The 20,376-nt window shown below is 39.0% G+C and carries 23 protein-coding genes; 14 read left to right on the forward strand and 9 right to left on the reverse strand.

Annotation, left to right across the window (positions count from 1 at the left end; all coding sequences use genetic code 11):
• Window positions 1–2 precede the first annotated feature (2 nt).
• Genes I6F48_RS14925 through I6F48_RS14940 form a run of 4 tightly spaced genes read left to right on the forward strand, consistent with a single transcriptional unit; the run spans window position 3 to window position 2,665 of the window.
• Window positions 3–500 (forward strand): PTS glucose transporter subunit IIA, encoded by a 498-nt coding sequence (locus tag I6F48_RS14925; protein ID WP_165740194.1) that lies wholly within the window; start codon window positions 3–5, stop codon window positions 498–500.
• 4 nt (window positions 501–504) lie between these two features.
• A complete protein-coding gene (locus tag I6F48_RS14930) occupies window positions 505–849 on the forward strand; it encodes an ArsC family reductase (protein WP_165727391.1) in 345 nt (114 codons plus the stop codon).
• Window positions 849–1,979: a succinyl-diaminopimelate desuccinylase gene (gene dapE / locus I6F48_RS14935; RefSeq protein WP_197119732.1), complete on the forward strand. Its 1,131-nt coding sequence runs from the start codon at window positions 849–851 to the stop codon at window positions 1,977–1,979. Before I6F48_RS14930 ends, dapE begins: the two co-directional genes overlap by 1 nt.
• Window positions 1,979–2,665 (forward strand): M15 family metallopeptidase, encoded by a 687-nt coding sequence (locus I6F48_RS14940; RefSeq protein ID WP_165740189.1) that lies wholly within the window; start codon window positions 1,979–1,981, stop codon window positions 2,663–2,665. The genes dapE and I6F48_RS14940 overlap by 1 nt, the downstream gene beginning before the upstream one ends.
• A gap of 19 nt (window positions 2,666–2,684) precedes the next feature.
• On the opposite strand, the gene I6F48_RS14945 is transcribed toward I6F48_RS14940, so the two are convergent.
• Entirely contained in the window at window positions 2,685–3,554 is an 870-nt protein-coding gene (locus I6F48_RS14945) for a DMT family transporter (RefSeq protein WP_197119733.1), read from the reverse strand.
• A gap of 511 nt (window positions 3,555–4,065) precedes the next feature.
• Here I6F48_RS14945 and I6F48_RS14950 point away from each other — a divergent pair.
• The 4 genes from I6F48_RS14950 (at window position 4,066) to I6F48_RS14965 (ending at window position 7,142) form a co-directional block, all read left to right on the forward strand.
• On the forward strand, window positions 4,066–5,430 hold the full coding sequence (locus I6F48_RS14950; protein ID WP_165727387.1) for a COG3014 family protein: 1,365 nt from the start codon (window positions 4,066–4,068) through the stop codon (window positions 5,428–5,430).
• Window positions 5,431–5,438: 8 nt separating this feature from the next.
• Window positions 5,439–5,864 (forward strand): YcfL family protein, encoded by a 426-nt coding sequence (locus I6F48_RS14955; RefSeq protein WP_007582549.1) that lies wholly within the window; start codon window positions 5,439–5,441, stop codon window positions 5,862–5,864.
• A gap of 11 nt (window positions 5,865–5,875) precedes the next feature.
• A complete protein-coding gene (gene lpoB / locus I6F48_RS14960) occupies window positions 5,876–6,496 on the forward strand; it encodes a penicillin-binding protein activator LpoB (RefSeq protein ID WP_007375407.1) in 621 nt (206 codons plus the stop codon).
• Between the two features lie 178 nt (window positions 6,497–6,674).
• Window positions 6,675–7,142 carry a glycine zipper 2TM domain-containing protein gene (locus tag I6F48_RS14965; protein WP_197119734.1) on the forward strand — a complete coding sequence of 156 codons (468 nt, stop codon included), beginning with the start codon at window positions 6,675–6,677 and terminating at the stop codon, window positions 7,140–7,142.
• A 380-nt stretch (window positions 7,143–7,522) separates the two neighbouring features.
• Here the strand turns inward: I6F48_RS14965 and I6F48_RS14970 are convergent, their stop codons facing one another.
• Complete coding sequence (locus I6F48_RS14970; RefSeq protein ID WP_010554238.1) at window positions 7,523–8,740, reverse strand: pyridoxal phosphate-dependent aminotransferase; 1,218 nt, start codon at window positions 8,738–8,740, stop codon at window positions 7,523–7,525.
• A gap of 367 nt (window positions 8,741–9,107) precedes the next feature.
• Entirely contained in the window at window positions 9,108–9,452 is a 345-nt protein-coding gene (locus I6F48_RS14975) for an Hpt domain-containing protein (RefSeq protein WP_007582543.1), read from the reverse strand.
• Between the two features lie 137 nt (window positions 9,453–9,589).
• Here I6F48_RS14975 and I6F48_RS14980 point away from each other — a divergent pair, with 137 nt between their 5' ends.
• Both I6F48_RS14980 and I6F48_RS14985 read left to right on the forward strand, forming a co-directional pair.
• Window positions 9,590–10,186 carry a tRNA-uridine aminocarboxypropyltransferase gene (locus I6F48_RS14980; RefSeq protein WP_024590433.1) on the forward strand — a complete coding sequence of 199 codons (597 nt, stop codon included), beginning with the start codon at window positions 9,590–9,592 and terminating at the stop codon, window positions 10,184–10,186.
• Between the two features lie 24 nt (window positions 10,187–10,210).
• On the forward strand, window positions 10,211–10,993 hold the full coding sequence (locus tag I6F48_RS14985; RefSeq protein WP_165727525.1) for a CLCA_X family protein: 783 nt from the start codon (window positions 10,211–10,213) through the stop codon (window positions 10,991–10,993).
• 48 nt (window positions 10,994–11,041) lie between these two features.
• Here I6F48_RS14985 and I6F48_RS14990 read toward each other — a convergent pair whose 3' ends face one another.
• A complete protein-coding gene (locus I6F48_RS14990) occupies window positions 11,042–11,605 on the reverse strand; it encodes a cysteine hydrolase family protein (protein WP_024592527.1) in 564 nt (187 codons plus the stop codon).
• Between the two features lie 99 nt (window positions 11,606–11,704).
• Here I6F48_RS14990 and I6F48_RS14995 point away from each other — a divergent pair, with 99 nt between their 5' ends.
• On the forward strand, window positions 11,705–12,628 hold the full coding sequence (locus I6F48_RS14995; RefSeq protein WP_166421413.1) for a GlxA family transcriptional regulator: 924 nt from the start codon (window positions 11,705–11,707) through the stop codon (window positions 12,626–12,628).
• 229 nt (window positions 12,629–12,857) lie between these two features.
• Here the strand turns inward: I6F48_RS14995 and dcd are convergent, their stop codons facing one another.
• Both dcd and apbC read right to left on the reverse strand, forming a co-directional pair.
• The gene (dcd, locus tag I6F48_RS15000; RefSeq protein ID WP_007582539.1) at window positions 12,858–13,442 is read right to left on the reverse strand and encodes a dCTP deaminase; all 585 of its coding nucleotides are present in this window, start codon (window positions 13,440–13,442) and stop codon (window positions 12,858–12,860) included.
• Between the two features lie 6 nt (window positions 13,443–13,448).
• A complete protein-coding gene (apbC, locus tag I6F48_RS15005) occupies window positions 13,449–14,525 on the reverse strand; it encodes an iron-sulfur cluster carrier protein ApbC (RefSeq protein WP_165741044.1) in 1,077 nt (358 codons plus the stop codon).
• A 187-nt stretch (window positions 14,526–14,712) separates the two neighbouring features.
• Between apbC and metG the strand changes: the two genes are divergently transcribed.
• Window positions 14,713–16,734, forward strand: coding sequence for a methionine--tRNA ligase (gene metG / locus I6F48_RS15010; RefSeq protein ID WP_007582537.1), 2,022 nt, complete (start codon window positions 14,713–14,715; stop codon window positions 16,732–16,734).
• 121 nt (window positions 16,735–16,855) lie between these two features.
• Window positions 16,856–17,503: a bifunctional 4-hydroxy-2-oxoglutarate aldolase/2-dehydro-3-deoxy-phosphogluconate aldolase gene (locus I6F48_RS15015; protein WP_165727382.1), complete on the forward strand. Its 648-nt coding sequence runs from the start codon at window positions 16,856–16,858 to the stop codon at window positions 17,501–17,503.
• 81 nt (window positions 17,504–17,584) lie between these two features.
• On the opposite strand, the gene lepB is transcribed toward I6F48_RS15015, so the two are convergent.
• Entirely contained in the window at window positions 17,585–18,235 is a 651-nt protein-coding gene (lepB, locus tag I6F48_RS15020) for a signal peptidase I (protein WP_165727381.1), read from the reverse strand.
• A 183-nt stretch (window positions 18,236–18,418) separates the two neighbouring features.
• Between lepB and I6F48_RS15025 the strand changes: the two genes are divergently transcribed.
• Window positions 18,419–18,919 (forward strand): fasciclin domain-containing protein, encoded by a 501-nt coding sequence (locus I6F48_RS15025; RefSeq protein WP_197119735.1) that lies wholly within the window; start codon window positions 18,419–18,421, stop codon window positions 18,917–18,919.
• An 81-nt stretch (window positions 18,920–19,000) separates the two neighbouring features.
• Here I6F48_RS15025 and I6F48_RS15030 read toward each other — a convergent pair whose 3' ends face one another.
• Both I6F48_RS15030 and I6F48_RS15035 read right to left on the reverse strand, forming a co-directional pair.
• Window positions 19,001–19,252: a DUF2999 family protein gene (locus tag I6F48_RS15030; RefSeq protein WP_007582532.1), complete on the reverse strand. Its 252-nt coding sequence runs from the start codon at window positions 19,250–19,252 to the stop codon at window positions 19,001–19,003.
• A gap of 102 nt (window positions 19,253–19,354) precedes the next feature.
• Window positions 19,355–20,317: a zinc-binding dehydrogenase gene (locus I6F48_RS15035; RefSeq protein ID WP_197119736.1), complete on the reverse strand. Its 963-nt coding sequence runs from the start codon at window positions 20,315–20,317 to the stop codon at window positions 19,355–19,357.
• Between the last annotated feature and the right edge of the window lie 59 nt (window positions 20,318–20,376).

The raw sequence follows: 20,376 nt of genomic DNA on the forward strand, positions 1-20,376 counted from the left end.
TTATGAAAGCTCAAAAAATTGACTATTTAGCTCAAAATAAAACGCCTCTTAATGCAATAAATATTACCAGCCCATTTACAGGTAAAGTAATTGAACTGAAAGAGCATCCAGAACCTTTTTTTCGTTTTGGCACTCTGGGCCCTGGTATTATGGTGCAACTAACAAGTCATAAAATTTTATCACCGTTTGATGGAACTTTATTACAAGTAAAAAATGCAGGTACTGAGTTTATTCTACAAGCTAATAATGGTCTAAAAGTCTTGATTAACTTAACTATTTTTGATTCGCAATCAATTACGCATACCCATATTGCGCAACTCAATGGTAGCAAAATATGCAAAGGTCAACGCCTTGCTTATTTTGATTTACGAGAACTTGATACTCCAATGCTTGCTAGTTTAATTTTACTAAACGGCCATAACCTTGGCACATTTCATTACTCGCACTCGCATGTAAATGCGGGTGAAGACACACTATTAACTATTATTAAGAAGAACTAGATTTATGATCACTCTATACGGCATTAGCAACTGCGATACGATAAAAAAAGCTAAAAAACATTTAACTGATAACAACATCGAATTTACGTTTCATGACTACCGCAAAGATGGTGTAAATGAGCAAATGGTGAGTGAATTTGCAGACAAGCTCGATTGGGAACAAATCGTTAATAAACGTGGAACAACTTATCGCGCATTAACTGATGAGCAAAAACAGAGTCTAACTAAAGAAAGTGCTATCCCATTGTTGGTTGAACAACCTGCCATGATCAAACGTCCAGTACTGGTAAACAATGGCAGTTACCATTTAGGTTTTAAAGCAGCCCAATACGACGAGATTTTTAAATAATGACTAATGACGTAACTCAACTCGCCCAAGCGCTAATCCAACGTGAATCGGTAACGCCCGAAGATGCTGGCTGCCAACAAATGATAAACGATCGCCTTGCTGCGGTTGGTTTTAATATAGAATCATTATTTTTTACCGACACACTTAATACTTGGGCTCGAAAAGGCACACAATCGCCGCACTTTTGTTTTGCTGGTCACACCGACGTTGTACCAACAGGCCCTGAAAAAAATTGGCAACACCCGCCGTTTTCAGGATTAATAAAAGATGGCCTATTACATGGGCGTGGCGCTGCCGATATGAAAGGCTCATTAGCCGCAATGCTTGTAGCAACAGAGCGTTTTGTTACTAAACATCCAGATCATAAAGGCTCGATTTCTTTTTTAATCACTTCTGACGAAGAAGGACCGTTTATAAACGGCACAACACGTGTAATAGATACGCTAGAGGCACGCGGTGAAAAAATTGATATGTGCCTAGTAGGCGAACCCTCATCACGAGATGTATTAGGTGATGTTGTTAAAAATGGCCGAAGAGGTTCACTTACCGCTTACCTAACGGTTAAAGGCGTACAAGGTCATGTCGCCTACCCACATTTAGCACAAAACCCAATTCATCTAGCAACGCCTGCCCTTACTGAGCTTAGCCAAACTGTGTGGGATAACGGAAATGAATACTTCCCTGCTACCAGCTTTCAAATTTCGAATATTAATGGCGGCACAGGTGCTGGTAACGTGATCCCGGGTGATCTAGAAGTACAGTTTAACTTTAGATTTAGCACGCAAGTAACACATGAGCAACTCCAACAGCGTGTAAATGACATTCTACAAAAGCATAACTTAAATTATGAATTAAGTTGGATAGTAAATGGCTTACCTTTTATTACCGAGCACGGGCCGCTTGTTGATGCCACTGTTACAGCTATTAAATCAGTAACCGGTTTAACCACTAATCTAGAAACCACGGGTGGTACATCAGATGGTCGTTTTATTGCACAAACAGGGGCTAAAGTAATTGAACTTGGACCACGTAACGCCACTATCCATAAAGTAGATGAATGCGTAAGTACCGATGATTTAATAGCCCTTACCGACATTTACGAGCAAATATTAGAGCAACTTTTAGCATAATGGATGTAACTAAACCAACACCAATAATGTGTATCACAGGGCAAAGTGATACACATTTAACTGATATACAAAATCATCGCTTGCACAGCGCTATTATCAGCGACTTTTTAGCGCTGCAAAGTGCAGCACAAAAAGCAGGATTTGAGCTTACTATTGCCTCAAGTTTTCGCGACTTTAATCGTCAATCAATTATTTGGAATAATAAGTTTTTAGGTATTAGACCTGTTTTCAATAACCAGCAAAAGGTTGTAGATTTAACTAAATTAAATGATGTAGATAAATGCATAGCAATAATGCTCTACTCTGCATTACCTGGGGCAAGCAGGCACCATTTAGGCACCGATTTAGACGTGTTTGATAAAGCTGCGGTAAGTGATGATTATAAACTACAGCTAACACCCGATGAATATCTGCAAGGTGGGCCGTTTGCGCCTTTAAGTAATTGGCTTGATACTAACTTAGATAAATTTGGCTTTTATCGCCCTTACCAGCATGATTTAGGTGGTGTCGCACCTGAGCTTTGGCATATAAGCCATATTAAGCAATCGCAATTATTAGTGAATAAGCTTAGTGAACAAGTACTTTTTGAATGCATAAAAAACAGTGAACTACAGGGTAAGCAGGCAATACTTGATAACTTACCCGCTATTTATACACGCTTTGTAACGAACGTTAGTCCGCCATAAAGAACTTGTTTAAGTGGTATCACACCTTCTTTTTATTTAAGATAAATACCAGCACAGCGCCTAATATTAATGAGCTTGCTACAATAAATTCCATTGTGACCTGCTCTGATAAAAACAAGACCCCGGCCAAGGCTGCAAGTACAGGTACACAAAGCTGCACAACAGCAGCTTGGGTACTTTTAAGCAGTGGCATAGCCACATACCAAACACTGTAACCAATTCCAGACGCTATCGCACCCGAGGCACATGCAAGCAAAACCCCTTCAATACTCATATTTTTTAAATAACTCATACCAACAAGTAATAAAACAGGGATAGCCACTAAGCTTCTTATAAAGTTAAACCCCGTAGTACGCAGTGGCGATACGCACACTTTACCGCGAATACTGTAAATACCCCATGCCACACCACTGAGTGCCATAAGTGATGCACCTAATAATGAAGGTACAGCAGCAGATGGCAGCATTAAATATACAAACCCACCTAGCGCCACTATAAACGCGCACCACTGAAGCACACTCAACTGCTCTTTTTGATATATACCCCAGCCAATCATAGTGAGTTGCACGGCTGAAAACAAAATCAGTGCACCGGTGCCTGTATCCAGCTCTACGTATGCAATCGAAAAACAAAGTGCATAAACTAATAGGCTTATACTGCTTCGCCAGCTTCCTTTATCGCTTAAAATAGCGGGGTTAAAAGTGCCTTTTCGTTTTAAATTATGAGTATAAATAGCCATTATAATGCCCAAACACGCAGCACCACTGAGTAAGCGAATAACTGTAAAGTTCCAAGCATCTATATAGCCCTCGGCTAAAGCCATTCTGCAAAAAAGAGAGTTTGCAGCAAACGCAATTAAAGCAATTATTGTGTACAACGTAGCTTTCAAAAAAATTCCTTAGCAATAAAAACAAATTACAGCGTTATTTCAATTAATTAATTAACCTACTAAGCTAAAAACATTGTCATAAGCGCCTATAAAACCGCTTACTGAGCAGCACATTTAAACAGGATTGGTATAACTGTGCAAAGGGAGTATTTAGTTTTAATAAATTAGATTATTTATACTAAAATCTTAGCCGCATTTGCAAAATACGGTGTCTACAACACAAGATATCCTTTTAGTATTTTTCGTATACGACTTAGTGAATATCAATTACTTCATTTAAAAAATTCATTTATCATTACGCTTTAGGGATCATTGTATTCAATAAGACCAATAAAGTACCTTAAGTATTTCAATATTGTTACCCAACAAGAAAATTCACACTTTGTTCACCAATGTCATTTTATATTTCTTTATTAGCAGGCAGTTTTACTCTACGATTTTTTACAATATTTCACACATTTAGCTAAAAATAATATGTTAATGTATACAGGTGAATTTAGAGGAGTGCGCAGTGCGCCTAAGTATAATTTTAAGCTTTTGTTGTATTTTAAGTGGGTGTAGCACAATGGGCTTTAATGACCTATTTAATGACTATGCCACGCAAATGACACCAATAAGAAATGCGATCGAGAAAAACAATATCGAAGAAGCGCAATCCCTTATTGCCGATAATAGCACCATGCACAGCAGCTACTTACTCAACCAACTTGAGCAAGCTCGCTTAAACGACTTAGCCAATATGCCACAAGAGGCACAAGGTAAATTTGAGAACGTGTATACGCAAATGCAAAAAAAACGTGAAGCCGCCAAAATACAAGTAAGTGCGGGGCTTGAGCAAAGCAATGCGTTATTTACTAACGACTCAGCCATAACTTATGTGCCACCGGCTTACGAAATGAGTATGCTTCATAGTTATAAAGCACTTAACTACGTGTATAAAAATGATGTAGAAGGCGCTTTGGTCGAAATTCGCCGCGCTAATAAAGTACAAGTTGATGCACTAAGCGAAAATAAAACAGATGGCGACTCAACAGTTAAAGAAGCGCAGCAGCACTACCCTAGCATGGGCAATGTAACCAGAGATGTAAAAAATGGCTTTCAAAATGCCTACACATTTTATTTATCTGCTTTGCTTTATCAAAGTGCTAAACAGTATGACGATGCTTATATTGATTATAAAAAAGCACTGGCTATACAACCTAACAATATTTATTTACAGCAGGACGTAATGCGCCTTGCTAAAAAACAAGGGTTTGACCAAGACCTAAGTGAATTTAAAAAACGTTTTAGTGATGCACCCACAATTTCTGCAACGCAAGGCGAAGTAATTGTTTTATTTGAACAAGGCTTAGTACCAAAACAAGATGAATTTAAACTGCGCTTACCAATTTATTCATCACGCGGCGATGCACGCTTTTACAGCCTTGCAATGCCAGTGTATAAAGATAATGCCTATGTGCGCCGCCTTAATAATATAAACATAGATGCACAAAGCATAGAGCTGAGCCCATTAGTACACATTGAAGCACTTGCAGCAAAAACATTAGAAGATCAAATACCTGCAAAAGTAGCTCGCCAAGTACTCAGATTAGTAGCTAAAGAGAAAGTGCGTGCAGAACTTGCTCGCAGTGCCGGTGATGTAGGTAACATACTTGCTAATATTTATAATTTGGCGTCTGAGCAAGCTGATACACGTAGCTGGCTTACACTTCCAAATCAAATAAGTGTTGCAAGGCAAAGCCTAAATACAGGTGAGCATTCTCTGCATATAGGCACACAAGCACCTATAAATTTTACCGTTAGTAAGCAAGGGTTAACGTTAATTTACTTAACCTCCGTTAATAACTACTTTAATTACCACGTAGTTCAACTTTAGGAGCCATCATGAAATACATAGCGCCATTATTAGCAGTCTTAATGCTCAGTGCATGTTCCAGTAAACCGGTTACATCGGGTATTTCCGTTGAACAAAATAAAAATCAGTTTAATGAGCAATTACGTGTAGATAATCCAGAGCTCGGTAAAAAGCTGGCCATTACTGATGTTAAAACACGTCAAACCAACCAGTTAACCGATGTAGTAGTGACACTTTCGAGCCAGTATAAAAAATCACAGTATTTGCAGTATCAATTTAATTGGTTTGATAAAGACGGCTTTGTTATTAAAGGCAATCATTCACCTTGGCAAGCACTCACCTTATTTGGTTTTGCAAAAACACAATTACCGGGCTTAGCACCTAGCTCTGATGCGGTTACCTTTTCTTTAGCAGTAAGAGAAGTGTCTACCGAATCACAAGAATTTAAAGATTAAAGGAAACAACCATGATCATCAGTAACAAATTTAAAACAGCATCAACTTACGCTTTAGTTGGCTTGAGCGCTTTAGTATTAAGTGGCTGTGCTAATAAAGCCGTAGTAAGTTATGGCGATGCACAAGCAGTAGAAACAACAGATATTAATTTTGGTTCTACCGACTTACAAAAAGTAGCGAGCCAAATGACCGACTCATTACTCAGCTCACCTGTTGTTGGCACAATGACCGCTAATAAACGCCCTGTAGTATTTGTTGAGCGTATTAAAAATAAAACCAGCGAGCACATTGATACAGAATCAATCACCGATTCAATCTCAACACAAATGCTACGCAGCGGTAAGTTCCGTTTTGTAGATATGACCCGTGTTGAGTCAGTACGTGAGCAATTAACGTTTCAAAATGAAGATGCTCTTGTTAACCCTGCAACAGCCGTTGCATTTGGTAAACAAATTGGTGCGCAATATATGTTATACGGAAACTTATCAAGCATCGTTAAATCAAATGCCGATAAATCAGACGTATACTACAAATTTACAATGCGTTTAATGGATATGGAAAGCGGCCTAGTTGAGTGGGCAGACGAAACTGAAATTCGTAAAACGAAAGAAAAATCAACCTTTGGCTGGTAGCTAATACCAATCTGCTTATATATGAGGTCTATTTAACGTTAAAAAAATTACGCTAGTACTAGGCAAAAATTTTTGTATCTAGTTGTTCTAAATAAAAAATTTTTAACGACGTTATAGCGCAATTTAATTCGTTAAATTGATCAAAGATTTATGCAGGTTGGTATAAAAGGAGCAAGTTATGAAAGCAATTACAGTAATTATGTGCGCTTTACTTACAATAAGCGCGCCTACGTTTGCTAAATACGAGCGCAATAAAGCAGTCCCTGTGCAGCAAGTTTTATTTGGTGACGTAAAATCGGTACGCAATATTACCGAGCAAGAAATCATTCAAGACAAAAACAACGGCTGGCAAACCTTTGGTGGTGCATTACTCGGCGGCGTAGTAGGCAACCAGTTTGGTGGTGGTAGCGGCCGTACAGTAGCAACAATATTAGGTTCGGTAATTGGCGGCAGTGTTGCACATAATAGGCAGCAGCAAAGTCATTATCAGCAAAATCACTTTGTAGAGTTATTAATACAAGTTGAAAATGGCGACCAGTTTATGGTTGTTCAAGATCAGGACCAATCAATGCGTTTTAGCAAAGGCGATAACGTAAGATTAGTGTACTTGAACGACAACACAGTGCGTGTAGATAAAGCGTACTAGGCCGTGCTGAACTTTGGTGGTTGAATTTGCAGCAGAATGTTTGGTATTTAGACAAGGCAGAGCCTATGAAATGTGGTTTTTCCCTATAAATAGGCGATAACGCAGCATAAATGCCAAACATGCGCTGCCCGAAGGGTTCTGCCTAGCGGCAATTAACTCTTTGTTGCCTACATGGATGTAGGTAAGGGGCGTGAGCAGGACGCGGAAGCTTTGCTCGGTTTTTACTTAGCCCACTAGGTTACAAACCTCGCGTCGCGATTTAATCGCCCCTAGATTGAACAAATTTCAATCCACAAAGATCAACACGCCCTGTTAATATATTCATGACTAAAGTAAAAAACGAGCCAAATTTGGCTCGTTTTTTTATTATTTTTTAATAACTATACTTGGCGATAATCTTTAAAAAAGCGCTTCATTTTTAACATCGCATCCGATAAATCATCTTTGCTTGGTAAAAAGACCAACCTAAAATGATCAGGATCTGGCCAATTAAACGCCCTGCCATGCACAAGTAATATTTTTTCGGCTTTTAGCAAATCGTACATCATCTTTTCATCATCTTTGACGTTAAAAAGTGCTGTATCTACTTTGGCAAACGCATAGAGTGCGCCTTTAGGTTTTTTACAACTAATGCCTTCAATATCATTTAATCCACGCCATGCAATATCACGCTGCTCATATAAGCGCCCACCCGGGTTTATTAGACTATCAATTGATTGCACGCCGCCAAGTGCTTGTTGAATCGCATACTGCGCAGGTACATTGGCGCACAAACGCATAGATGAAAGTATTTCTAGGCCTTTGCGTAAATCATCCATTACCGAGGTACGACCGCTTAGAACCATCCACCCCATTCTCAGCCCCGCTGCACGGTATGTTTTTGCTAAACCATTAAAAGTAATAATAGGCACATCGTCGCAAAGTGAGCCGATTGAAGTATGCGTTATACCATCGTATAAAATCTTTTCGTAAATCTCATCGCTCAATAACAGCAGTTTATGTTCACGCGCTATATCAATTAATTGCATTAACAAATCATCACTGTAAACCGCACCAGTAGGATTATTAGGATTAATTAATACCAGAGCTTTAGTTTTAGACGTGATTTTACTTTTTATATCTGCAATGTCCGGAAACCAATCTTGCTCTTCATCACATAAATAATGCACGGGATTACCACCCGATAACGTGACCGAAGCAGTCCAAAGTGGATAATCTGGAGCAGGAATAAGCACTTCGTCGCCATTATTTAATAGCGCTTGGGTGATCATCTGAATAAGTTCGCTTACGCCATTACCAATATAAATGTTATCTACATCTAAATTATGTAATCCACGTTGTTGATAGTGTTGATAAATAGCCACGCGGGCTGAATAGAGGCCTTTAGAGTCACAGTAACCTTGGGCTGAATATAAGTTGCGGATAATATCTCGGTGCATATCTTCTGGCATATCAAAACCAAAAGCAGCCGGATTACCTATATTCAATTTTAATACTTTTTGACCTTCGTCTTCCATTTTTTTAGCTTGCGCTAAAACCGGCCCACGAATGTCATAACATACACCTTCTAATTTGTGACTCTTTTTAATATCAGACATTTTTACCTCTTTAGGGCGTATTGACTTTATGGATTAAATTTGTTCAACCTAGGGGCGATTTAATCGCGGCGCGAGATTTGTAACCTAGTGGGCTAAGTAAAAATTGAGTAACAAAGAGAAAATAGCCCCTAGGAAGAACCCTCTGGGCAATGCGTGTTTGGATTTTATGTGTTGTTATCGCCTATTTATGTGGGAAAACCACACTGCATAGGCTCTGCCTAACCTAAAAACCAAACACTCGTTGCAAATTCAATCCCGAAAGATCAACACGCCCTAGTGAGTCTTTAGACTAACCTAGTAAAGGCGTAAAATGCCAGCCTATTTAAACGCTTAATACTGAAATAAATTCACGTTTCAGTTTCAATAATTAACGAGATGCTAACCATTCATTTAGCTTAGCTTGAGAGCCTGTTACTTGAGCCATTAAGCTATTAGATGCGTCGATGGCTTCAGCTAAGTTATCTAGGTTTAAATTTTGTTCAATAACGCGAGATACTTCAGCAAGGCTTGAAGCACCAAACTGAGCAGCGTTAGATTTTAAGCTATGAGAATGACGAATCGCCGCTTCTCTGTCTTTTCCAATGGTTGCTAAAACTTCAGAGCCTAAACGCTCAAACTCCGAGCAGCAAAAATCAAGTGTATCAGCAAACTGCTCACCCAATAACGATTCCATACTCTCTAATGCTGATGTATCAATATTTATTTCTGTCATATTTTAAGCCCTTAAAACAATCCATGTAAATTACAGTTTAATAGTACTACTTTATATTGATGCGTAAAAAAAACCAACTTAATTACCTCATAAATGTATAATTGCGAGGATCATACTGGCAACAAAAAGTTTATTAAATGGCACGCACACTTTGTAATCATTGTAACTTTGCACTTAACACCTGTATTTGCAGCGCAATTACAAATATAAACAACAAAGTTAAGGTTATTATTCTACAGCACCCAAGCGAAGAAAAAATAGCAAAAAATACCGCTAAACTACTCAATTTGTGTCTAACTGATTGCCAAATAGTCAAAGGCGAAAATAATGACGACTTTTCTATTCTTAAATCACTGCCCGTAAGCTCAACTGTTTTGCTCTACCCTAACGAAAACGCTATTAATTTAGACGATAGCGCTGAGCAATCTAATATAAAAAACATCACCCATTTAATCGTGGTTGATGGTACATGGAAAAAAGCCTACAAAATTTTGCAGCTCACCACATTGCTAAATCAATTCAAAACGGTCAGTTTTAAACAGTTACCTAAAAATCGTTATGCTATTCGTAAAGCCCCTAGGGCCGACAGCCTATCCACACTTGAAGCCGTAGCGCATAGTTTGTTTTTAATAGAGCAGCTAAATCCTGCACCACTTTATAATGTGCTTGATGAATTAATACAAAAACAAACCCAACACATGCCCGAGCACGTAAAAGCACGTTACTTAGATTAAATTCGTTACTATATGAAACTTGCAATGCGTAACTACCCTAACAGGCTAAAACGTGGCTTTACTCGCCAAGGCCCCGACTATCGCTTTGACGACCAAGTCGACTTTAGCGATATAAGAGATACCTTTGGCTTTAGATCAATGGTCGTCGGTAAATGGGTAACTAAAGAAGAGCGCTACATTAGCGCTAATTTAATTTACGATGCACTGGCCGACCTTGCACAAATACTGCATTTACCGCCCAAAGCTATTGGTCTTCGTGGCAAACTTAATTTTGCATTTGGGCATGGCGGTCAAAAAGGTGTACAAGCGCATTATAATGCAGCTTCTCAAACGCTTGCCCTTGCAAAAAATGCAGGCGGTGGTGCACTTGCTCACGAATGGTTTCATGCGTTTGACCATCATATAAGCGAGCATTTATTTGCAGCAAAACCACGATTTGGTTTTGCCTCAAAATTATGGCTTTCAAACACGCCTAATTTATCGCATCCACTTAATAATGCTTTGAACAGTTTTTATAAACATGTATTTTTAGATGAGCACGGCGTTGATGCAAATAACTTTGTACAAACGTGTATAGAACACGATAAAGCCCACAATATGAATTATATGAGCATGCCAGAAGAGCTTGCAGCACGGTGTTTTGAAGCCTGTATTGAGCAGCATTCAAATATAAAAAATAGCTTTTTAGTGGGGGGCTTACAAAGTAGTAATTTAATATACCCAAATATTGGGCATATTAATAAAGCAAATGAAGCGCTTAACCAGTACTTTGAACTACTGGGTTATGCGCTTCATAAAATGGATTAAATCAGCTCTTAAAGTGATGCTTAGCTAAACCATTACCTGTACTAATGGTTAGCGAACTAAATCTAGTAATTTATCTGTGCTCTGAACATTACAATAACCAAAGCTCAATGCAGCCATAAATGCATGATGAACATTATGTGCAGATACTACCACCCCATTAAATTCAAGATCTAATGTAGCACAAGCATCATGTGCTACATGACATTCATAGCCAAAATCTACTGCAGCACGAGTGACAGCATCAATACACATATGGCTCATAGCACCAACAATAATCAACCTTTCAACGTTGAGCTCTTCTAGTACTCTTTGTAAATCTGTATCGCGAAAACTATTTATTTGATGCTTTAAAACGACCGGCTCACCTTCAATTGGAGTAACCGTAGGATGGATTTTCGCACCATCAGAGTTAGGCACAAAGAACGGAGCCTCGTCAGAAGGAAACTCATGACGAACATGAACTACAGGCATACCATTATCACGAAATTGAGCTAGTAGTATTGCTGCATTTTCTGAGGCTTTTTCAGTTCCAGACAGAGGCCATTTAGCTCCTTCGAATGTAGAGTAATAATCGTTTTGTAAATCAATAAGTAGTAATGCTATGTTAGACATAATAATCTCTCTTATGTTGTTTAGGTTATCTGTTGAGACTATTATGCAAAACATCAACTCATTACACCGATGGCGAAATAGCCATAAATCAGTTTAAAAATGACAAAGCATGTTCAGATCACAATTATCGACTACCCCAACGCCCTACAAAGTGCAGTACAAGGCTTTAAAGAGTTATTTTTTTTGGCAAACAGGATAGTTATAGAAAGCCAGCTTGAAGTTCAGTTCTCTGTAAAGGTCATTCAGCCCGATATAGATTTAGATGGGATGAGCCAAAATGATATTATTATTCTCCCACCAAACTTAGATGGTGATTATTTCTTCACGCCTCAACCCAAGTTGTTGCAATACCTCAACGAGGCTCATCAAAAAGGGACTATATTATGCTCTGCTTGCGCTGGTGCATTTATACTTGCCAAAACAGGCTTATTAAATAATCGTGTTGCTACAACACATTGGCAATTAGCTGATGAATTTCATGAGGCATTCCCTAAAGTATCTCTTGAGATTGAAAGTTTACTAATTAATGACGGTGATATTATTAGCGCAGGTGGGCTGATGTCATGGATTGATCTAGGGCTAGAAATCGTGGCTCAATTCACAAAACCACACGTTATGCGTACACTTGGAAAGTTTCTTATCGTTGATACGGGTAGAAGAGAACAACGCTATTACGGTAGTTTTTCGCCAAAACTTAATCACGGGAATAAACAAATATTACTAGTTCAGCATTTCATTCAAGCAAATTATAGTAAAACACTGAATGTTTCTGTACTAGCAGCTTTGGCCTGTATGAGCGAGCGAACATTTCTTCGACAATTTACCCATGCCACAACATTAAAGCCGATACAGTATATTCAAAAAATAAGAGTGCAAAAGGCATGTGAGCTATTAGAATCGACCACTCACAGTTTTGAGCGAGTGGCTCTGAATATTGGCTATGACGATGTAAACAGTTTTCGCAAAGTATTTATTAAGATAATCGGATTAAGCCCTACGGCGTTTAAAGAAAGATTTGTTTGAATAGATAGTACCAAAGGGAAGAATCATTAATTACCGTTGTATTCTCACTTCACTATTAAAATAAATGGCTATTATTGTAAATATTGAATTAAAGGTATAAAGCTTTCATCTTTATACTTAGCAAACTTGTTGCACCCACTTAATAAAGCAAATGAAGCGCTTAACCAGTATTTTGCACTACTGGGTTATGCGCTTCATAAAATGGACGAATAAAAGCTTTATTTAGTGGTTACTTATCGTCACTAATACGACTTGCTACTGCACTGTTTTGATCTTTATATTTTGCATCTTTACGGATGTTGTATGGGTTTTCACACGGGCCCGATAGCATTTCAAAGCTCATAGCCCCAATTTTCATCAGTGGGCGAAGCGCGAGTGGTAATTTACCTGAGTTGTAAAACTCTAAAACAATATTACCGCTCCAGCCTGGATCTATTCGGTGCGCAGTTACATGCACCATTAAACCTAAACGCGCAAGCGATGAGCGTCCATCTAACCAGCCTACTATGTCTGCTGGCAGAGTTACTTTTTCGTGTGTTATAGCAAGTGCAAGTTCACCTGGGTGTAAAAAGAATGCTTCACCTTCATCAAGCACTATTTCTTCACTCATGATTGATTCCATGGCTTTATTTAGCTGATCTTTTGGACCACTTAAATCGACGTATGCCGCGTTGTGTGCATTAAAAGTTCTAAATTTATTACCTAAACGTAAATCGGCAGTTACGCCTGAAATCATGTCACTTGTTGGCGCAGGCTCAATAACAATGCGACCATCGCTTAGGTATTCATTAATATGTGTGTCTGAAAGTCTCATTATTTACTAATCTTCTGTAATCACAATTTCAATCGCATTGTGATGCTGTTGATAATAAAGCGTGCTGGCTATAAGCCTCGCTGCTGCGCTGTATGTTTTGCTTATTGCCGCGTCGTTATCGTTGGCAATAAGTTTTCCTTGCTCAGAATACTCGCGTATATCTATTGCAAGAGGAATATGACTAAGTACGGGTACGCCGTGCTTGTGCGCAAGTTTTTGTGCGCCGTCTTTACCAAATACGTGGTTAGCTTCGCCGCAATGGCTGCAAATGTAATAACTCATGTTTTCAATTAAGCCCAGCACTGGCACGTTTACTTTATTAAACATGGCAATGCCTTTTTGCGCATCGGCAAGGGCTAAGTCTTGCGGCGTAGTGACAATAACAGTGCCGCTCGCTGGTACTTTTTGGCTCATTGTAAGTTGAATATCACCAGTGCCCGGTGGCATATCTACAATTAAGTAATCAAGCTCGCCCCAATCAGTCTCGTTAAGCAATTGGCTAAGCGCGCCTGAAGCCATTGGCCCGCGCCATACGGTGGCATCATCGCTTGGGACTAAAAAGCCAATTGACTGCGCTTTAATGCCATTGGCATCAAAAGGCTGTAGCTGTTTGTTATCTTTAGTGACGGGCTCTGCGCCCACTAATCCTAAAAGCATTGGGATAGATGGGCCATAAATGTCAGCATCTAAAATACCCACCTTTGCGCCTTCATTTTTAAGCGCGCCTGCCAAGTTAACAGCAGTAGTCGACTTACCTACCCCACCTTTGCCTGAGGCAATAAGTACAATATGTTTAATCGCTTTAAACTTAGCCGCCTCTTTAATGATAACCTTGGCGCTAATAGTTACAGGCACATTTAAGCTTTCACATACGTGTTGCTCAACTAAAGGCATTTCTGATTGCCCAGCAAATGGCAGAGTTAATTTGATTTGTAGTGATTTATCGTCATTTTGAGTAATAGTATTAATGAAGCTTTCGTCAATACCGACGGCAAAAGCCGCACTACGATATGCCGCTAAGGCAGTAATAATCGGTTGTTTTTGCACCGATTTAGAAGAGAATAGTTTCGACAGTCCAAACATAGCAATTAAATAGCGTTTCTTTGATGAAAAGTGCCACGGAATTATGTAACATTCAGGGCATTAACACCAGTCAATTAATAAAAATCCATAAGCTGTGCGCACTCTAAGCAGATAGCTTGTAGATAAATTAATGATAATTGCCGTTTGTATAATAAAAACGGCGTTTTATCCTCAATTCGGAATGATTATGACGCAGCGAAAGATCCTGATTACCAGCGCATTACCTTATGCAAATGGCCCTACTCACCTAGGTCATTTATTGGAATATATTCAAACTGATATTTGGTCACGTTTTCAAAAACTACAGGGCCACGAAGCTTATTATGTTTGCGCAGACGATGCCCACGGCACGCCAATTATGCTTAATGCGCAAAAGCAAGGGATCACGCCTGAAGAAATGGTAAAACAAGTGAGCATAGAGCGCCAACGCGACTTCGCTGACTTTAATATCAAATTTGATAACTACCACAGCACGCATAGCCAAGAAAACAAAGAATTAAGCGAACTTATTTATAACCGCCTAAACGATGCCGGTCATATTAAAAAGCACACTATTTCGCAATTATTCGATCCAGAAAAAGGTATTTTCTTACCCGATCGTTTTGTAACTGGTACTTGCCCAACGTGTAAATCTGAAAACCAAAACGGCGACAGTTGTGATTCGTGTGGTGCTACATACAGCCCTACCGAACTCATTAATCCGCGTTCTGTAATGTCAGGTGCAGAGCCTGTACTTAAAGATTCTGAACATTACTTTTTTGACCTGCCAGCATTTGAAGGCATGCTAAAAGAGTGGTTACACTCGGGCACTATTCAACAAGAAATGGCTAACAAGCTAGACGAATGGTTTACCGATGGCCTGCAGCAGTGGGATATTAGCCGTGATGCGCCTTACTTTGGTTTTGAAATTCCAAATGCACCGGGCAAATATTTTTACGTTTGGTTAGATGCACCTATTGGTTACATGGCGAGCTTTAAAAACCTATGTGATAAAAAAGGCATCAACTTTGATGAGTTTTGGGCTGAAGGTTCAGACGCTGAGCTTTATCACTTTATTGGTAAAGACATCATTTATTTCCACAGCTTATTTTGGCCAGCAATGTTAGAAGGCGCTAATTTTAGAAAGCCAACTAACGTATTCGCTCATGGTTTTGTTACTGTAAATGGCGAAAAAATGTCTAAATCAAAGGGTACGTTTATTAAAGCGCGTACTTATTTAGATAACTTAAACCCAGAGTACTTACGTTACTACTACGCAGCAAAATTAAGCAGCGGTATTGTTGATCTTGATTTAAACCTAGAAGACTTTGCACAACGCGTAAATTCAGACCTAGTAGGTAAAGTAGTAAACATAGCGAGCCGTTGTGCTGGCTTTATTACTAAAAAGTTTGATGGCAAGCTAAGCAGCACTATTATGCAACCAGAGCTGTTAGCAGAGTTTCAAGCGGCTGCACCTAGCATTACAACACACTATGAGAACCGCGATTACAGCCGCGCAATTCGCGAAATAATGGCGCTTGCCGACAAAGCAAACCAATTTATTGATGGCGCAGCACCTTGGGTATTAATTAAAGACGAAACTAAGCAACAAGAAGCACACGAAGTGTGTTCTCTTGGTCTTAACTTGTTCCGCGTTTTAATTACTTACTTAAAACCAGTGCTACCAGAAATGGCCGACAACGTACAAGCATTTTTAAATGACGACCTTGCATGGGACGGCGTTCAAAATGCTCTCGTAAGCCACCCTATCAATAAATTTAAACCGTTAATGCAGCGTGTTGAAATGGATAAAGTAAATAAAATGGTTGAAGAATCTAAAGAAAGCTTAGCGCCAAAAGTAACTATTGACCCTAACAGCCCACTTGCAAAAGAGCCGATTAGCGACGAAATAGAATTTGATGACTTTGCAAAAGTAGACTTACGCGTAGCTAAAATTGCTAAAGCAGAGCACGTAGAAGGCGCTGATAAACTACTTAAGCTAACACTTGATTTAGGCGGCGAAACTCGCCAAGTGTTTGCAGGTATTAAATCAGCTTACGCACCAGAGGATCTCGAAGGTAAGTTAACCGTTATGGTCGCTAACCTTAAGCCTCGTAAAATGCGCTTTGGTATGTCTGAGGGCATGGTATTAGCAGCAGGTCCTGGCGGAAAAGAAATTTATATTCTTAACCCAGATGACGGCTCAGAGCCTGGTATGCGCGTAATGTAATATTACTCATACAATAAAAACCGCTGATACACCAGCGGTTTTTTTATGGGCTTCCCTATTTGCTTTATAAGCATTATTTAAATAATATCAGTGTATTAAAATATTTTTTAGATCAACAACCATGACCAGCAACCTTGATACCCAAAGACTAAATACCAGTGCGCTAATCAAGCAATATAAGTTACTCGCAATCTTACGCTTAAAACAACAAAGCGACGTAGCTCCATTAATTGATTGCTTAGTTAATGCAGGCATAAACGCACTCGAAATCACTTCAAACACGCCTGGCTTTGAGCAAGAAATAACAAAAGCACGCGCAGCTCATAAAAACGCACTTATTGGTGCAGGCACAATAATTAACACCACCCTTGCTCAGCAAGCAATTGATGCAGGCGCGCAGTTTATTGTAACGCCAAATACCAACAAATCGGTTGTCGAACTTGCCCACCAGCACGGGTTGCCGGTATTAATGGGCGCGCTAACACCTACCGATGTAGCAAATGCAATTGAATATAAGGCAGATATTATTAAGGTATTTCCTGCGGGCAGTATGGGCGTTGGTTACTTTAAAGCATTAACAGGTCCATTTTCAGAAGCACAATTAATACCTGTTGGTGGTGTGAATTTAGATAATTTATCACAATGGTTTGAAGCAGGTGCTTGTGGCGCGGCAGTAAGTGGCGATTTTTGTAAGGTATTAAATACCGAACAAGAGCGTAGCCACCTTACCAAGCTTGTAAAAAACTATATAAGTAAACTGCCTAAATAGGCAGTTTATTTTATTTATAAAATAGCCAAATGTGTGCTCATAAAATTTGATTGGGCGCTATACAAAATTAATTACTACTAATTAATTCAGCTTTTTCAATACGCGATCTTTTCTTGGTAGGTAATAATTATCGTAATCAAGTGACACTATAACGCGTTCTGCTTTTCCTAATAACTCGTTACGCGGAATTAAACCTATTACACGCGAGTCAGCGCTATTGTCGCGGTTATCGCCCATTGCTAAGTAATAATCATCAGGAATTGTAATTGCATCAAACCCCGATAAACGTGAAGGAATATTTGCCACTCTTATCGAATGCTCTAATCCGTTTAAATTTTCAATTTTATCAAGCGAGTCTATGTTGCTTCGCTGATCTGCATAATTAAGTTTTTTACCATTAATAATGAGCTCATTATTTTCAAGCGCAACGGTGTCTCCTGGCACACCAATTACACGTTTAATTAAACGGTTATCGGCAGCTTGTGAGTCAAAAACAATAATATCACCAGCTTGTGGATCCGCTAATTTAAGTAATTTTATGTGCGTAAATGGGACGCGAATATCGTAGGCCATTTTATCGGTAAGTATTCTGTCACCTTCTTGAATTGTCGGTTTCATTGAGCCTGTTGGCACTTCGTACCAATCGGCAACAGCGCTTCTAAATACGCTCATCAGTGCAATAAATACGATAAGAGAGCGGTTATTTTTCCAAAACTTATAAACTAATTTCATGCCTATTCCCTTCAATTGAACAAGTCTTTAATTGAGTAACTATTTATATGACTTTGCTAACTAGCTGCAGTTCAATCAATGATGTAACAAAACATGTTGACTACTAATTTTAATTGATCGATTAAATTTAGAGCGTCGTAACATTTAACGAAACCAACGGGTATTAACTTAAAGGAAAATAAAATGTTTAAGAAAATTACTACTGCATTATTGTTTACAACTGCAAGCCTTGGATTTACTACAATGGCTTATGCTGATCATCATGGTATGAAAAAAGACGTTGTTGAAGTAGCCGTTGAAAATGGTTCGTTCACTACTCTTGTTGCTGCTGTTAAAGCCGCAGGTTTAGTTGAAACACTGCAAGGTAAAGGACCATTTACTATTTTTGCACCAACAGATGCTGCATTTTCTAAATTACCTGAAGGCACTGTTGAAATGCTACTCAAGCCTGAAAACAAAGACAAGCTAACGGCGGTATTAACTTATCACGTAGTGTCTGGAAAAGTGATGGGAGCCGATGTAATGAAGGTAGACAGTGCGAAAACACTACAAGGCCAATCAGTTATGGTTAAAGCCGACAGCATGGGCGTAATGATAAATGATGCTAAAGTTGTAAAAGCTGATGTAAAAGCAAGCAACGGCGTAATTCATATTATCGACACCGTACTACTTCCAAAAGAGTAGTCATAAAAGAATAAGTCAAATAAAAAAGCATAAGTAAATACTTATGCTCTTTTATTTATTTTTGTTTCATCACATAAAAAATTATTGATTTAGTTTTTCTTTCGCTTCTTTTACTTTTTCAAAATCTAAACCAAGTTCGTCAGTCGCTTCTTTAATAAGGTGCGGTTGAGTCATTACGACTGCCATAAGTTGCTGTAGTTTCTCTGGCGGAATACCAAGCTCTTGAACAAGCGCCATTGCCATCATTGGGTTTTGAGTAAACGCTTCAAACAATGCTTTTACTTTTTCATCGCTTACATTGTGCTCTTTAAGTATTGCTAGTATTGGGTTCATTTTTAACCTTGTGTGTTTTGTACGTATTTTATATTACTAAATTATATTAGCTGAGCCATGCATTAACAACGTCAATACACGTCCCAGTGTTACATCTCATGGTTATTCTACAAGTAAAACCACTTTTCCTGCGTTTTCATTACGCTCTAAAATAGCGTGAGCTTCGCTTGCTTCGCCCCATGGTAGTGTTTTATACAGGTTAAAGTCGTACTTTTTAGTAGCAATATCATTGTAAAAACGCGCTACAAAGTCGTCGCGCACCTGGCGTTTAAACTCAATACTACGATTTCTAAGCGTTGATGCATGAAACGAAATACGTTTGCGTAAAAGCGCGGCAAAATCCACTTCTGCAAAACGTCCATCTAAAAATGCAAGCATAACAATTTGGCAATCCATCGCTGCAATAGCGGCATTTTTATTTAAATAACTACCCGAAACAGGATCTACAATTGCATTTGCTGTTAACTCATGTGCTTTCATGTATTCTACAAAGTCGGTAGTTTTGTAGTTAATTGCATGATCGGCACCGAGTTCTTTTGCATGTTGGCATTTATCATCCGTACCGGCAGTAACAACAACGGTAGCACCTGCGCTTTTAGCCATTTGAATTGCAGCACCGCCTACGCCACTCGCACCTGCATGAATAAGTGCTGTTTGTCCTTTTTGCAATTTACCAAGCTCAAATAACGCGCCAAATGCTGTTAGGTACACTTCGCTTATTGCAGCGCCTTCAGCCATTGTTACATCATCGGGTAATTCCATAAGCTGCTTTGCATCAACGGCTACATATTCACTATAAGCGCCGCCTGAGCACAAGGTAAAAACACGTTTATTAAGCCAAACTCTATCAACTTTACCGCCAATATCACTAACTACACCAGCGCATTCTAAACCTAAAATTGGGCTATCTCCCGCAGGAGCCGGGTATTTTCCTTGACGCTGCATGCTATCTGCACGGTTCACACCTATAGCTTCTACTTTTACGAGTACTTCATGGCTCTTTAAAACCGGTTTTTCGGTTTCACTAAATGCAAGATTACCATCTTCATAAGAAATATATTTCATTGTCGCTCCAAGTTTAAAAACTGTAATAACATATAGATGGGGATGAACACAGATTCAAA

The sequence above is a fragment of the Pseudoalteromonas sp. SWYJ118 genome (assembly GCF_015864505.1).
In the GTDB taxonomy this organism is placed as follows: domain Bacteria; phylum Pseudomonadota; class Gammaproteobacteria; order Enterobacterales; family Alteromonadaceae; genus Pseudoalteromonas; species Pseudoalteromonas arctica.